The organism is Auritidibacter ignavus (assembly GCF_003703835.1).
Taxonomy (GTDB): Bacteria; Actinomycetota; Actinomycetes; order Actinomycetales; family Micrococcaceae; genus Auritidibacter; species Auritidibacter ignavus.
Map to the genome: position 1 here is coordinate 25081 of NZ_RDQR01000009.1, position 13576 is coordinate 38656.

A 13576-nucleotide genomic window follows, 5' to 3' on the forward strand; every position below is an offset into this window, starting at 1 on the left:
TGTGATGTTCGGTTACTTATCGTTGGAACTTCGCCGTGCGCTGCGTGCGTCGGGGACGCTACTATTCACTCTGGTTTTCCCTGCCGTATTCTATGCTTTAGAGAGCCTGCTGTTTAGCGATTCAGGTTCTGTGGTTGAGCCACGACAGATTATGATCGGTATGAGCGTCTGGGGTGCAGTGACGGCGGGGTTGCTCGTGGGCACTCGCATCGTTGATGAGCGCGCCTCCGGGTGGCATCGAGTCCTGCGTCTTACGCCACTTTCTGGGCGTGGCTACCTAACCACAAAGGTCATCGTCGGTGTCTTCGTCGGACTTCCTGCCATCGTTGTTGTGCCTATCGTGGCGGTTTTGCTCGATGGAGTCGCTCTGACACCGCTTGGCTGGATGTTCGCAACGGTCGGTGTGTGGTGGGGTTCGGTGCCTTTCGCGGTTTTAGGCGTGACGATCGGACTTTTTGCCCACAAGGACAACGTGCAGACAATCATCATCGTCTTGATGCTGGCCTTAGCGACACTTGGGGGACTCTTTCTGCCGCTGAACCTACTACCCGAGGTCTGGACGTCAGTCGCTCAGCTGATGCCGAGCTATTGGCTTGCCGAACTCGGGTTAGCCGGTGTGGATCCCGCGCGTGCCGTACCCGCGATCATCATCCTGGTAGTGTGGCTCGGTTTGTTGACCACCCTAGCGCTGTGGCGATATCGGCACGTGGCTGAGAGAGTCTAAAGAAAAACGGAGGGCGTGATGAAAACGCGGTGGGCTGGCGTCGTCATTGCTATGGGCTTTATGGCGCTCACCATTCCTGCGTGGGTGGCGCTGTTGAGTGCGCCTGAGCACGCACCGAACAGAAAATTCGTCACGGTCCTCGCGGTCAGTTACGGGGTTGCGACCATCGCGGCAGCGTTTCTCACCAACACTCGAAGGGCACCTGCGCTCCGAGTTCTTGTCGTCGTGCCCGTCGCTACGCTGGGATTGATCCTGGTTGTGACGCTCGGGGCCGGAAGCGCCCCTGTCTTCGCTCCAGCGATCTGCCTGATGCTCGTCCTCTTGCCCCGAGTAGCAGGGATCAGTGCGGTCACAGTGAGTTTATTGGCCCTGGGAGCGGCCGGCCTCTTGGAAGGGACTGCCGAGGCGCATATTCAGAATTTTCTCCTTCTTTTCTCGGTCGCTATCGCCACCTTTCTTGTGTTGGTGTTGGTGGAGATGAACGAACAGCTCGTCGAGGCCAAGAATGCGAACGAGTCTCGCGCGACCTCCACGATGTGCTTGGTAGCTCGGCGACCACTATTGCACTCAAGGCCCAGCTCAGTGCCGAGTTCATCTCGCGTTCCGACCAGCATCGCGCCCTGGCAGAAATTGAGGATATCAGTCGGCTGGCGACAACCATCTCTCGTGATACTCGAGAAGCCGTGCGCAATCTGCGCGAGACGACGCTGGAGGCAGAACTCCTTGTGGCCCAAGCAACCGCAAAGGCGGCCGGTATACGCTGTGATATACGCCGTGCGGGAACTCCGGAAGCCCAATGTGAACCTGTCCTGGCTATGATCATCCGAGAGTCCGTCACCAACGCGGCGCGACATGCGGATGCGAGCCTGATATCCGTCACCGTTGAAGCCGGCGGGGTGGAAATCGCCGACGATGGACATGGCGGGAAATTGGTCGCAGGCGATGGTATCCGCGGTATGAAAGACCGACTCTCCGCCTGTGGGGGAACTCTTAGCGTGAACGGCGGCCAGAACCAGGGCACTGTGGTGACCGCGAGGTTGCCGTGATTCGCGTCCTTCTTGCCGATGATCAGGCAATGTTTCGTCGAGCGTTATCAAGCTATATTGAGATCACCACGAATTTCGAGGTCGTGGCTGAAGCATCCAATGCGGACCAGGCACTTGACTTGATTCATCACAACCAACCCGATGTTGCGCTCCTGGACATCCAGATGCCTGGAGACGGTCTCATGGTGGCGGAAGAAGTAGCCCGACGCGGTATTAAGACTCGGCTAATTATCTGCACAACATTTGATCGACCCGGATACGTGCTACAAGCATGGGAAACCGGTTGCGCGGGGTTCGTCACAAAGGATAAAGAACCTAGTGCGCTCATCAGTGTGATCCGAAGGGTCGCTACCGGTGAGCGAGTGTTCGACCCACAGCTTCTCCAGGAGGCCCGGACCTGGGGAGCGAACCCTCTCACGATGAGAGAGCGAGAAGTCCTCCGCGCGAGTGCAGATGGTGTGGCCGTGCGAGAAATCGCCGCTCGCCTCTTTCTGAGCAACGGAACAATCCGAAATCATTTGTCATCGGCGATGGGAAAGACCGGGGCGAGATCTCGCGCCCAGGCCGTCGAACGAGCCCGGGAACGTGGTTGGCTCTGAGACGATCGCTGTTTTACCTACTAGTGGCCCACTCTATGAAACACCACGATACGCAGACCTCAGTCTCAAGCCATCTCTGCGGTCATCGGGATACGACCTCCAACAATCACCATCTGTACCTGTCGGGCTGAGAGTCGGTGACGGAATCTCACCTGGCGTTCACCGATAGTTCCGGTCAGCTCGGACCCGCTGTTGAGGGCCTCGTGGAGGCCGTCGAGTACGAGTACCTCGCCCTGGTCGATGGCATCATGATCAACCGGGTCGGCGAATTCGAGAGGGAGAATCCCGAAATTGGCCAAATTTTGCCAGTGAATACGGGCGAAGGACTGGGCGACCACTACGCGTAGACCCAAGTACCGGGGTGCCACGACAGCATGCTCGCGGGAGGAACCCTGGCCGTAATTTGCGCCACCGATGACCGCGTGGTCGCCCTGTTGTTGCCTGGCACGTTTCGGATACGTTGCATCGATGCGTTCAAAGCAGAAATCTGCGATGCGGGGGATATTGCTACGGTACGGTAGGACCCGGGAACCGGCGGGCATAATCTCATCGGTGGACACATCGTCGCCCATCACGAGCAACACCGGCACCTTTAAGCTGTCTGGCAGTGGGTCGAACTCCGGTAACGAGGAGATATTGGGACCTTTGACCAGCTCTACCTCACGGGCTTGATCCGCTGGCAGCGGAGCAAGAAACATCGCGTCAAAAGTACTGAAGCTCTGAGGCATCTCCGGCACCGGATAGCTTATCCCGTGGCTATCGACCAGCGTGCGTGGATCGGTGATCTGTCCGGTCAGTGCTGCCGCGGCGGCGGTCTCTGGGGAGCACAGCCACACCGAGTCTTCTTCGGTCCCAGAACGGCCCGGAAAATTGCGTGGCATGGTGCGCAACGAATTCCGGCCACTGGCCGGAGCCTGGCCCATACCGATGCATCCCAGACAACCGGATTGGTGGACTCGTGCTCCAGAAGCGACCAGCGAGCTCAACCAACCGCCGGCCACTAGGTCGGCCAGTACCTCACGGGACGTGGGGTTGATATCGACCGATACCCGCGGGTGGGTCTGTCGGTTGTTCAGAATCTCGGCGACGACGGCGAAGTCGCGCAACCCGGGATTGGCCGAGGAACCGACGACCACCTGGTAGACGTCCTCGTCGGCGACATCGGCCACTGGGACAACGTTGCCCGGCGAGGACGGGCGGGCAATGAGCGGTTCGAGGTCGGAGAGATCAATGTGTTCGGTGACGTCATAGCAGGCCTCGTCATCGGCGACCAGCTGGGTGAAATCATCCCCACGGCCCACGGCCTCCAAGTAGGCGCGTGCGGCCTCATCGGCGGGGAACACGCTTGTCGTCGCGCCGAGTTCGGCCCCCATGTTGGCAATGACATGCCGGTCCATTGCCGTCAGACCGGCAAGCCCTGGACCGTGGTACTCGATGACCCGACCAACACCTCCTTTAACCCCGTGCCGGCGCAACATCTCCAGCACCACATCTTTGGCTGACACCCAATCGGGTAGCTCGCCGGTCAGCTTGACTCCCCATACCTCGGGCATGGTGACATAGAGTGGCTGACCGGCCATGGCCATTGCGACTTCCAGTCCGCCGACGCCAATGGCCAGCATGCCCAGCGCTCCCGCTGCGCAGGTGTGCGAGTCCGAGCCGATCAGGGTCGCGCCGGGTTTGCCGAAGTGCGCCTGGTGTACCGGATGAGAGACGCCGTTGCCGGCTTTGGAGTACCATAGTCCGAAGCGTTGGGCGGCCGACTGCAGAAAGACGTGGTCGTCGGGATTCTTCTCATCGGTCTGTAAGAGGTTGTGATCGACGTACTGCACAGATAAGTCGGTGCGGATTCGGTCGAGTCCCAAGGCTTCGAGTTCGAGCATCACCATGGTGCCGGTGGCGTCCTGGGTGAGCGTCTGATCGACGGTCATCGCGATCTCATCACCGGGGGTGAGTGTGCCGTCTACGAGGTGGGAGGCGATGAGCTTCTCAGTTACGTTGCGAGCCATGACGATTCCTTCCGCAGGTTGCTCATACCTAGTCAGCTACCTGGTCAGTCGGCGCCCTTCCGAGTCGGCGGGAAGAATTGGGCAACAACGATGTGCATAGCACCGGGCGGAAGCGCGCCTGTGTCCGATTGTGCTTCCACTCTCGATCCTACCGTGGAAGTGATCGGGGCCATAGTTGCTGATCAGTGATAGCCGCTCGGCAAGCTGTGGTGGGTACGCTCTGGGTCTCGTTTCCCAGTTGCGCTCGCCTGAGGTCATATTTGTACCGGTTAATAACGTATTTACCTAATGGTTCAGGAAAGTATAACCAGGACATTTAGTCTCCCTATACGGACCTCCGGTACTGGCCGGTAGTACTCACACTTCACCGAACACCTTGAGGAGTAGGAGATGTCGCAGACCACCGTCGAACGTGGTACAGACAAAGCAACAGAAGCACAGTCAGAAGACGGCCAGCCCAAACGGAGTCCGTTTGAAAGAATGGGGCTGACCGGCACCGCCCTGAGCGTTGCCAACTGGCTATCGGTCATTGCAGCGATCTACGTGCTGATCACTGCGGTGAATGTGATTGGTTCCGGTTTCAAGATCGCCACCGGAGACCAGGCCGAAGATCTCTTCAGCTTCGCGTCGAACCCCTTGGTGGGCTTGATGATCGGTGTGGTGGCCACCGCACTGACCCAGTCGTCGTCGACCACCACCTCGGTGACCGTGGGTATGGTGGCCGGGGGTATGCCACTGAATGTGGCGGTGCCGATCATTATGGGTGCCAACCTGGGAACCACACTGACCAACACGCTGGTGTCGCTAGGTATGGTGCGCGATAAAGAACAGTTCCGCCGCGGTTTTGCCGCAGCAACCGTGCACGACTTCTTCAACTTGCTGGCGGTGATCATCTTCCTGCCGCTGGAAATGATCTTCGGGCTGCTGGAATCGGTGGCCACGGCCGTGGCGGATGCCACCGTCGGTAGCGACGTGACGGTGATCAACGCCATCTTTGAAGGTATCGGTGCCGTCGTTTCCGGAGCCACCGAGCCGTTGGCCAACGGGATCGAATTCGTGCTGAGCTTCCTGCCAGAAACCTGGCAGGGCATCGTGATGATTCTGGTCGCCATCGGGTTGATCCTGCTGGTGATCAATTTCATCGGCAAGATGCTGAACATCTTGATGGTGGGTCAAGCCAAGAAGGTCCTGCACACCGCAATCGGCCGTGGACCGGTCACCGGTATCGCATCCGGTACCGTCATCACCGTGATGGTCCAGTCCTCCTCGACCACCACCTCGCTGATGGTGCCACTGGCTGGTTCCGGTGTCTTCACCCTGAAGCAGATCTACCCCTTCACCCTGGGCGCCAACATTGGTACCACCATTACCGCTCTGGTCTCGGCCTTCGCGTTCGAAGGAGTGGAAGCCCAGGCCGCACTGACCGCGGCCATGGTCCACCTGTCCTTCAACGTCTTCGCAACCTTGGTGATCTACGGTTTGCCCTTCCTGCGCAACATTCCGCCGATGGGTGCCACCTGGTTGGCCAACGTAGCCGCCGAGCGCAAGATCTATGCCGTGATCTGGGCAGTGGGCGTTTTCCTGGTGCTGCCGCTGATCCTGATCTTTGCCACCACCGTGTTCTAACCGTTGCCGGATTCTAGGAGCTAAGGACGACTGATGAGCGATAACAACGAGCAAGACTACGATATCGAAACCCGTCTGGAACGTGTCCTGGCCGACACGGAGACTTCCATGGCCCAGTTGCGCGAGGAGCTCCATCGCATCCAGACCGAACGTCGCCAGCACCAAGAAGTGGACCGGCTGGAAGAGCACCTGGCTCATGCGACCGTGCGCTGGTCGAAGATCAAAGAGTTCCTGCAACTCATGGTGGCTGAGTTGCGCGGTGCGCGCCAGGACAACGCCGAGGCCCCCCAGCACGAGACCACACAGCAGACCGGGGAGGAGAACAAGTAATGCGCAAAGTGCTCGCACTCGGCGCCATGGGCGCTCTGGCCCTGACTGCCTGCGGGGAAGGCGACAGCGAACAGACCGCTAGCCCGATCGTGGCCCGCGGTTCGACGACGGTTGCTCCGATCACCGAGCTGGTGGCCAATGACGGCGGGTTCGACGTCGACATCACCGCCGAAGGGACCACCACGGGGTTCGACACGTTCTGTACCGGTGACGTCGCGATCAACAACGCTTCTGAAGCTATTCCCGGCGAGGATGCTGAAACCGATTACATCAGCCTGTGTGAAGAAAACGGTGTGGAATTTGTCGAGCTACCCATCGCCTTGGACACCCTGGCGGTGGTGCGCAACTCCGCGAACGACTTTGCCAGCGACCTGACCATGGACGAGCTACAGGCCATTTGGGAGCCCGGCTCCGAGGTGACCACCTGGTCGGATGTACGCCAGGAGTGGCCGGATGAAGAGATCGAGCTGGTGGGACGTCCCGCCGGGTCGGGGACCTTCGACTACTTCACCCACCACGTCACCGGTGAAGCCGGCGAGATCCGCGATGATTACCGTAAGACCGATGATCTGGATCAGCTAGCCACCTGGATCTCCCAGGATGACAATGCGCTGGGCTTCATGGGGATCGGTAATTACTTCACCGCTGCCGATGACGAGGTACGTGAGGAGCTGTCCACCGTCAGTATCGAGGGGGTGGACCCCAGCCTGGAGAACGCTCAAAACGGTAGCTACACTCCGCTGACTCGCCCGCTGTTCATCTACGTCAACGTGGACTCGTTGGACAACGATGACAACGTAGCAGAGTTCGTGACCCACTACGTCGATAATGCCTACGACCTGATGCCACGAACCTTCTTCTACCGGTTGAGCGAGGACGACTACGACAACGTGCGGGAGCGGCTGGACTCCCGCACCACCGGTTCCCTTTACGAGGGCGACCCGTTCCGCCCCGAGTCGGTCAGCGACCTGCTGGACTAGTCTCAAGACACCTCCAGACGTGCTGACCCGTTCTCAGGTAGACCGACCTGTCAGACTCGGCCACGGTCTGGTTGAATGTGCTCTATGAGCACTTCAGCACAGACCGTGGCCGATGTTCTGCAGCACGCACCTGTTTGGGACGGACATAACGACCTCGCCATCGCGTTGCGTGCACGATATGGCTACTCCGTGACCGAGGCCGGACTCGCCGAAGGCAATACGACCCTGCACACCGACATTCCCTCCCTACGGGCCGGCGGGGTAGGTGCCCAGTTCTGGTCGGTCTTCGTCCCCTCGAGTCTGCGTGAACCCGAGGCAGTGACCGCGACCTTAGAACAAATTGACTGCATCTACCGCCTGGTGGACCAGTTCCCCGACGTTTTTGCGATCGCCGACTCCGTCGACGGGGTCCGAGCAGCCTGGCAACAAGGCAAAATCGCATCCCTGCTCGGGATGGAAGGCGGACACTCGATCAACGAATCCTTGGGCGTGCTGCGGATGATGCGCCGGTTGGGGGTCACCTATCTGACCTTGACCCACAACGACAACACCTCTTGGGCGGCCTCGGCAACCGGCGATCCGGTGGATTACGGGCTCACGGAGTTCGGCCGCGATGTGGTAGCGGAAATGAACCGGATCGGGATGCTGGTCGATCTCTCCCATGTTGCCTCACAGACCATGCGCGATGCCTTAGCGGTGAGCACCAAACCGGTGATCTTCTCCCACTCCAGTTGCCAAAGCGTGTATGACCACCCGCGCAATGTCCCCGACGATGTGCTGGGCCAGCTGGCCACCAACGGGGGCGTACAGATGGTGACCTTCGTGCCCGGATTTATCACCGCCGATGAGGATCAGGCCGGCATCGACGATGTGGTCGCCCACCTAGAGCACGCCCGCGAGGTCGCAGGTATCGACCACATCGGACTGGGTGGTGACTACGACGGGATCCCCACCGGCCCGAAGGGGCTGGAACGGGTGGACGGCTACCCCCGATTGCTCCAGGCTCTGGTGGATAAAGGCTGGTCACCCTCCGACCTGGCCGCACTGACCAGTGGCAATATTCTTCGGGTTCTCGGTGACGCCCAAGGTCAGTGACCACAGCCGGTTGCTACTTCCACCATGGTCTTTGCAGGCTGCACCGTAGAGACCGTTACGTGCTGGCTTCCGCTGTCGTAGCTTACACACAGTTAACCTGTCGTCGGTTCCAGCCGATCAATCCGATGACGATACCGCCAACAGCGATCGCCAGCAGCACTGCGATGGGGGCCAGTTCAACCTGCTCCACCGGATATTCAGCCAGATGACCAAAAAGATCAAGGTTTGCGAGCGCATCGGGAAGTTCCAGGAGCTGACCGAAGGTGGACATCACTGTGCCAAAACCGACGAAGAACCATCCGACGGCAAGAGCAATTTTCGGTAGCCATCCCAGTAATCCAACGACAACGCCGATCAAGGCCAGGACCGCGGGTGCCTGCACAATACCAGCCAGGAGCAGTTCCCCGAAGTACTTGTCGCCTTCCGTGTCGAGGGAGGCCGAGGCCCCCAGTCCCATACTCACACCGACCACGACCTGCATAAGCAAGACCCCGAGGATCAGCACTGCCAGATGCGCGCCAAGCCAGACGGTTCGACTCACCGGCGCCGACATCGCGTATTCAGCACGGCCAGAGTTTTCTTCACTGCGCACTTGGTGGAGTCCGCTAACCCCGGCAGCGCCGATGAAGACAGTCATAAACACAGCTATATAAGCCAAGTAACCTCGCAACATGTCCTCTCCGGCAAAGACTTGGGCCATCTCCGGCGGGAGGTCATCGGCAACGTCAACAACCGTCTGAGCGAAACTGCCAAACATCAACGAGGCCAGCAACAGCGCGATGACCCACCCAGTCAACGTGCCCTTGAGGGTGTGAAGAGCTAAGCCCTGCGGGGTACCCAGCAACGGTCGAGCCACCCGGGGTCCCAACCGGGTCGGCACGAGGCTTGCTCCGACGTCACGGGTTGTAGAAAGCCAGTAGCCTAACTGTAGTTCCTCGGGAGGTTGTAAACACTCGAGATAGGTGAAGACCTCCGGTAAAGATGGGGTTTACCACAACCGTCCATCCTGAAAACCGGAGGTCTTCAATGTCCCACCCTAATGCACCCTTGAGGCCTGAAGGTCGCAGACGCCTTGCCGTGCTGATTGTCGAGGATGGTTGGACGATTCGTCGCGCTGCTGAGCGATTCCAAGTCTCACCAGCCACCGCTTCGAAATGGGCGAGACGCTACCGTGCCGGGGAGTCGTTGACGGACCGGTCCTCGCGGCCGCAGACGTCGCCCAACCGGTTATCTCCACGGCGGGAGCGGCGTATCATTGCGTTGCGATTTACTCGGCAGTGGGGCCCGCACCGGATTGGCTACCACCTGGGGATCGCTCGTTCCACTGTGGGTCCGGTGCTGGCCCGCTACAAGATGCCACCACTGGCGTGGTTAGACCAGGCCACCGGGTTGCCGGTGCGGAAACCGGCACCGGTGCGTTATGAGAAGGCCACACCCGGTGAGCTGGTGCATGTGGATATCAAAAAACTGGGCCGCATCCCTGACGGCGGTGGCCACCGCAAACTCGGGGCAGCTGGCCGCAAAAACAACGGCTACGGCAACAAAGGCCGCGGCTATGCCTACCTGCATCACGCGGTGGATGACCACTCCCGGCTGGCATACTCCGAGATCCTAACCGATGAACGCCAAGACACCGCAGCAGCCTTCTGGCAACGTGCCAACGCATTCTTCAGCGAGGCTGGGATCACCGTGCAAGCAGTCATGACCGATAACGGTGCCTGCTACCGGTCACGCCTATTCCGCGACATGCTGGGTGACAAGATCAAACATCGCTTCACCAAGCCCTACCGGCCTCAGACCAATGGCAAGGTCGAACGCTTCAACCGCACTCTGGCCCAGGAGTGGGCTTATGCCGATACCTATTACAGTGACGAAGCCCGCGCCGCGACCTACGCGGACTGGTTGCATTACTATAATCACCACCGCCCCCACACTGGTATCGGAGGCTCAACGCCCTCAGATCGCGTTCACAACCTCACGGGGAACTACACCTTAGTCAGAGTCAGCGAATGTCTCATGCATTGCGGGGAGAGTAGATTCCTTTAGCCCGGAGCTTGCGGCCACGCTCCTGGCTGGTTTTCGCTCACTGTAAATGGTATCTTTACAGTATGGAGGTTTTGCGGAGCGCGCTGAAGCACGGCTACAGCACAGCCGACGTACTCCACGCCTACGACAACGCGCTACGCCTCGTGGAATACGAATACCACGGCGATGAACGCCTCTTAGTGATTGGTCCCGACCAGGCAGGAAACCTCATGGAAGTCGTGGCGGTCCCCGCACAGACGCCACTGCGGATCATTCACGCCGATGCTTTACGCCCCAAATTCTATGACTATCTGAGGTGAGAACCATGAGCACCCACATACACACCAATAACGCCACTGGGCTTGAGGATCTTGACCCAGCATTCACCCCTGCCCAAGACGCCACCCACTTCCGCAACATCCGTGCCGCCCGAGCCAACCTCGCACAAGCCGAAGCCGACCTCCGGGAAGCAGTACAGCAAGCACGCAAAGCCGGAGACTCCTGGACCGTCATCGGCGCCGCCCTCGAAACAACCCGCCAAGCCGCCTACCAACGCTTCGGACGCGACTAGCATCGACCCAATTACGGCATGCGGTAAAACTACGGCAATTACCCGGTATTTTTACGGTAATCGCCATTCCAACTGCCCGATTATTTGCCGGCAGCACGGTGGCGCTTTCAAGCGTTGTAAATCGTTTGTCGCGAGACCTGAAATTGCCGTGCGTTTTCCGTCTTTTCATGACCAAGCTGCAGCACCACGTGGATTTGCTCCACGTCCTCTTCAGTCAGCTTCGGCTGCCGTACTTACTTACCTTTCGCTTTGGCAATAGCAATCCCTTCAGCTTGACGCTCCCGGATCTTAACGCGTTCAAAATCAGCGATAACAGCTAGAAGTCCCACCTTTCCGGCGTTGTTCCAGTTTGAAGTGTTATAAGGCGAGTTAGCCCGCTTTGAATATCCAAAGTCATCGATTTTAAAATGCTGCTAAGTAGTGACGCACGCTCCTAGAGCCGCAAAACGAAAGGAGTAAAAAGCCGCCAATCGAAAATAACAATCACACCTGAAGATTCAACGGGTCCTTAAATGTTGAAGGTTCCGTAGCATTGACCATGATGGAATTTATAAAACGTTCGACCATCAGGAAAATAAATATGGCCTATACAAAACCCCAATAAGACCCCTACGTGAAAACTGTTTCGACTCAATGGAGGCCGAAGAATGGCTATATACGAAGAAGCTGAATACAGAAACATCTTTGAGGTCCGCACCGAAGTTACCCCGACGGATATGAGTCCTGTGCGAGTCAATCTTCATGTAACCGCTTCCGAGAATCCCTCTGCGTGGGATTTTCAGATCCCCGAAGGCGGTCCGCTAATTCATTTTCATGTCGCGAAGGATGGGACAGTGGAGCAGTATGTTGATACTCAGTATCGTGCTGGCTCAGACCTTGAAGGAAATCCTGACACTATCTCCATCGAATCACAAGGCGGCGTTGAGGCGCCGAACGAAGAGCCTTGGACAGAACAGCAGGTAACATCGATCACTGCTTTACTTGATTGGATTTTGGCTAATCACGATTCTATCCCGCTGAAACTGGCGGAAGATTCAATACCTGGCGAAAGCTCACATGGCATTTCTTGGCATCGGCTAGGCATTCCTCATGCAGATGGAATTGGTGTTGAGGGCTGGCTGCAGGAAGGTGGTTTACGGTACTCCGAGGACGTAGGAAAGGTGTGTCCAGGGACTGTGAAAATAGAACAGATTCCAGGCATCTATGAGTCGCTGAACTCCGGCGGGGTCCCAGATCCTGACCCCGCCGGAGTTCAGAAGGCGTCTTCAAAACCGATGCCGAGGACCTTTACCCGTCAGGACATAGTTCCCTTGTATGATGATGCGTGTCCGAGCCTGCTTTGATTGGTCTTTACTAGTCCTCATGGACTACTGTGGTGTGCATGACACTTTGATCCTTTTTCCTCCTCGTGTCTGAGGCGTGCGCCCGACGAGGTTCGAAACGTTCAAGGATCTTTTTGTGTCGTATTCACGCACCGTATATTCCCATCTGCTAGTTGAGGGCTTGTCGAAGTCTTTTGCGGATCGCAGAGTCTTCACTGACATTTCGTTTGTTGTCCCGCAAGATGATTGTGTCGGGGTGATCGGCGAAAACGGTGCCGGCAAATCTACCTTGCTTCGCATTATTGCCGGCCATTTATCTGCTGATGCTGGGCAGGTCGAAATTTTCCACCATGACACCGTACAACCAGCTGTCGGATTGTTGTCTCAGCAACCGTCTTTTGCGGCGTCTGGAACAATGGAAGACGTCTTGGAAACCGCCGTCGCTCCCCTACGGGCTGCGGTTTGCGAAGTCGACGACGCCGCCCAAGCTCTTGCTGACCGTCCTCACCAAGAGGCTGCCATGGTGCGGTACACCGAAGCGTTGGACCGTGCGGAACGTTTCGCCGCTTGGGACGTGGACGCGCATGTGAACCGGATGGTCGCAGGATTAGGCCTGGCGGATGTCGAGCTTTTGGCCCCTGTGGGTCAGCTGTCCGGGGGGCAAACTGCACGCCTCGCGTTGGCGAGTTTGTTATTGAGTGCCCCGGACGTGTTGTTGCTAGATGAGGCCAACTCTCAAAGAGGGGGTATCGCTTGTGTGTTGACCGTTCAAGAGTACCAACGGAGCGTTGGAGATGGCGGGCGTCCTCGAATCTTGTGCTCGCACAGCCTCGTGGGAACTATTAGCTTCGGGCGAACCTGTGAGAGTTTCACGCTGGTCGCGCGTGGCGGTGGGTTTCGCCTAGCCAGTGTGCAGGCGTTGACCTTAAGCGCGACATGCTCTATACGTTACGGCTCGGGCCAGATCCAAGCGTGGAGCGGCCTGAGCGGCAACCCGCTCCGGCTTTGCTGCCTCGACACGGCTCGCAGCGCCTTCTGGAATCCTCCGCTGTTGAGCAATGCTATCTGTTCGATGCTCCCGAAGGGAAAGCCTGCGAAACCATTCGCTTCGACGTGGGCGTGAAATCTACGATTTAAGCAAGCAGAGGTCGTCAACAATAGCCTACTAAGTTCCCCCGGCGCGTATGCTGCGTGATACTGGTCAGTTAAGTAAGTTCGCTCGGCATTGTTCCGTGCAGCATCTAAGGCG

General features: G+C 58.2%; 16 protein-coding genes. 12 read left to right on the top strand and 4 right to left on the bottom strand.

The annotated features are described in order from the left end of the window. Positions 1-4 precede the first annotated feature (4 nt). The 3 genes from DYI20_RS06130 to DYI20_RS06140 all read left to right on the top strand — a co-directional run bounded on the left by DYI20_RS06130 (position 5) and on the right by DYI20_RS06140 (position 2369). Positions 5-724 (top strand): ABC transporter permease, encoded by a 720-nt coding sequence (locus DYI20_RS06130; RefSeq protein WP_122549106.1) that lies wholly within the window; start codon positions 5-7, stop codon positions 722-724. Positions 725-1086: 362 nt separating this feature from the next. After that, positions 1087-1770, top strand: coding sequence for a sensor histidine kinase (locus DYI20_RS12315; protein ID WP_280524156.1), 684 nt, complete (start codon positions 1087-1089; stop codon positions 1768-1770). Then, a complete protein-coding gene (locus DYI20_RS06140; RefSeq protein WP_122549108.1) occupies positions 1767-2369 on the top strand; it encodes a response regulator transcription factor in 603 nt (200 codons plus the stop codon). The genes DYI20_RS12315 and DYI20_RS06140 overlap by 4 nt, the downstream gene beginning before the upstream one ends. Positions 2370-2434: 65 nt before the next feature. Here the strand turns inward: DYI20_RS06140 and DYI20_RS06145 are convergent, their stop codons facing one another. Further along, a complete protein-coding gene (locus tag DYI20_RS06145) occupies positions 2435-4378 on the bottom strand; it encodes an aconitate hydratase (protein WP_122549109.1) in 1944 nt (647 codons plus the stop codon). A gap of 390 nt (positions 4379-4768) precedes the next feature. Between DYI20_RS06145 and DYI20_RS06150 the strand changes: the two genes are divergently transcribed. From DYI20_RS06150 to DYI20_RS06165, 4 genes are all read left to right on the top strand, one after another. After that, the gene (locus tag DYI20_RS06150) at positions 4769-6004 is read left to right on the top strand and encodes a Na/Pi cotransporter family protein (protein ID WP_122549110.1); all 1236 of its coding nucleotides are present in this window, start codon (positions 4769-4771) and stop codon (positions 6002-6004) included. 33 nt (positions 6005-6037) lie between these two features. Beyond that, positions 6038-6334, top strand: a complete 297-nt coding sequence (locus tag DYI20_RS06155) for a hypothetical protein (protein WP_122549111.1) — start codon at positions 6038-6040, stop codon at positions 6332-6334. Then, complete coding sequence (locus DYI20_RS06160) at positions 6334-7314, top strand: PstS family phosphate ABC transporter substrate-binding protein (RefSeq protein ID WP_122549112.1); 981 nt, start codon at positions 6334-6336, stop codon at positions 7312-7314. Before DYI20_RS06155 ends, DYI20_RS06160 begins: the two co-directional genes overlap by 1 nt. A gap of 84 nt (positions 7315-7398) precedes the next feature. Beyond that, positions 7399-8409 carry a dipeptidase gene (locus DYI20_RS06165; RefSeq protein ID WP_122549113.1) on the top strand — a complete coding sequence of 337 codons (1011 nt, stop codon included), beginning with the start codon at positions 7399-7401 and terminating at the stop codon, positions 8407-8409. Positions 8410-8491: 82 nt separating this feature from the next. On the opposite strand, the gene DYI20_RS06170 is transcribed toward DYI20_RS06165, so the two are convergent. After that, entirely contained in the window at positions 8492-9289 is a 798-nt protein-coding gene (locus tag DYI20_RS06170) for an efflux permease Rv1217c-related protein (RefSeq protein WP_122549114.1), read from the bottom strand. 146 nt (positions 9290-9435) lie between these two features. Between DYI20_RS06170 and DYI20_RS06175 the strand changes: the two genes are divergently transcribed. The 3 genes from DYI20_RS06175 (at position 9436) to DYI20_RS06185 (ending at position 11005) form a co-directional block, all read left to right on the top strand. Beyond that, positions 9436-10455, top strand: a complete 1020-nt coding sequence (locus DYI20_RS06175; RefSeq protein WP_110099050.1) for an IS481 family transposase — start codon at positions 9436-9438, stop codon at positions 10453-10455. Positions 10456-10517: 62 nt separating this feature from the next. Continuing rightward, entirely contained in the window at positions 10518-10754 is a 237-nt protein-coding gene (locus DYI20_RS06180) for a hypothetical protein (RefSeq protein ID WP_110099049.1), read from the top strand. Positions 10755-10759: 5 nt separating this feature from the next. Further along, a complete protein-coding gene (locus DYI20_RS06185) occupies positions 10760-11005 on the top strand; it encodes a hypothetical protein (RefSeq protein ID WP_110099048.1) in 246 nt (81 codons plus the stop codon). Between the two features lie 107 nt (positions 11006-11112). On the opposite strand, the gene DYI20_RS12920 is transcribed toward DYI20_RS06185, so the two are convergent. Beyond that, a complete protein-coding gene (locus DYI20_RS12920; protein ID WP_122549115.1) occupies positions 11113-11223 on the bottom strand; it encodes a helix-turn-helix domain-containing protein in 111 nt (36 codons plus the stop codon). 15 nt (positions 11224-11238) lie between these two features. Next, positions 11239-11406, bottom strand: coding sequence for a recombinase family protein (locus DYI20_RS12925; protein ID WP_110099046.1), 168 nt, complete (start codon positions 11404-11406; stop codon positions 11239-11241). A 246-nt stretch (positions 11407-11652) separates the two neighbouring features. On the opposite strand from DYI20_RS12925, the gene DYI20_RS06200 reads away from it, so the two are divergent. Both DYI20_RS06200 and DYI20_RS06205 read left to right on the top strand, forming a co-directional pair. Continuing rightward, the gene (locus DYI20_RS06200; RefSeq protein ID WP_110122783.1) at positions 11653-12348 is read left to right on the top strand and encodes a peptidoglycan recognition protein family protein; all 696 of its coding nucleotides are present in this window, start codon (positions 11653-11655) and stop codon (positions 12346-12348) included. Positions 12349-12463: 115 nt separating this feature from the next. Then, positions 12464-13450, top strand: a complete 987-nt coding sequence (locus tag DYI20_RS06205; protein ID WP_158278438.1) for an ATP-binding cassette domain-containing protein — start codon at positions 12464-12466, stop codon at positions 13448-13450. Positions 13451-13576 lie beyond the last annotated feature (126 nt).

Coding starts and splice junctions, on each gene's coding strand:
- DYI20_RS06150 (WP_122549110.1), top strand. CDS start 4,769: ATGTCGCAGACCACCGTCGAACGTGGTACAGACAAAGCAACAGAAGCA.
- DYI20_RS06180 (WP_110099049.1), top strand. CDS start 10,518: ATGGAGGTTTTGCGGAGCGCGCTGAAGCACGGCTACAGCACAGCCGAC.
- DYI20_RS06145 (WP_122549109.1), bottom strand. CDS start 4,378: ATGGCTCGCAACGTAACTGAGAAGCTCATCGCCTCCCACCTCGTAGAC.
- DYI20_RS06165 (WP_122549113.1), top strand. CDS start 7,399: ATGAGCACTTCAGCACAGACCGTGGCCGATGTTCTGCAGCACGCACCT.
- DYI20_RS06155 (WP_122549111.1), top strand. CDS start 6,038: ATGAGCGATAACAACGAGCAAGACTACGATATCGAAACCCGTCTGGAA.
- DYI20_RS06130 (WP_122549106.1), top strand. CDS start 5: ATGTTCGGTTACTTATCGTTGGAACTTCGCCGTGCGCTGCGTGCGTCG.
- DYI20_RS06175 (WP_110099050.1), top strand. CDS start 9,436: ATGTCCCACCCTAATGCACCCTTGAGGCCTGAAGGTCGCAGACGCCTT.
- DYI20_RS06185 (WP_110099048.1), top strand. CDS start 10,760: ATGAGCACCCACATACACACCAATAACGCCACTGGGCTTGAGGATCTT.
- DYI20_RS06200 (WP_110122783.1), top strand. CDS start 11,653: ATGGCTATATACGAAGAAGCTGAATACAGAAACATCTTTGAGGTCCGC.
- DYI20_RS06160 (WP_122549112.1), top strand. CDS start 6,334: ATGCGCAAAGTGCTCGCACTCGGCGCCATGGGCGCTCTGGCCCTGACT.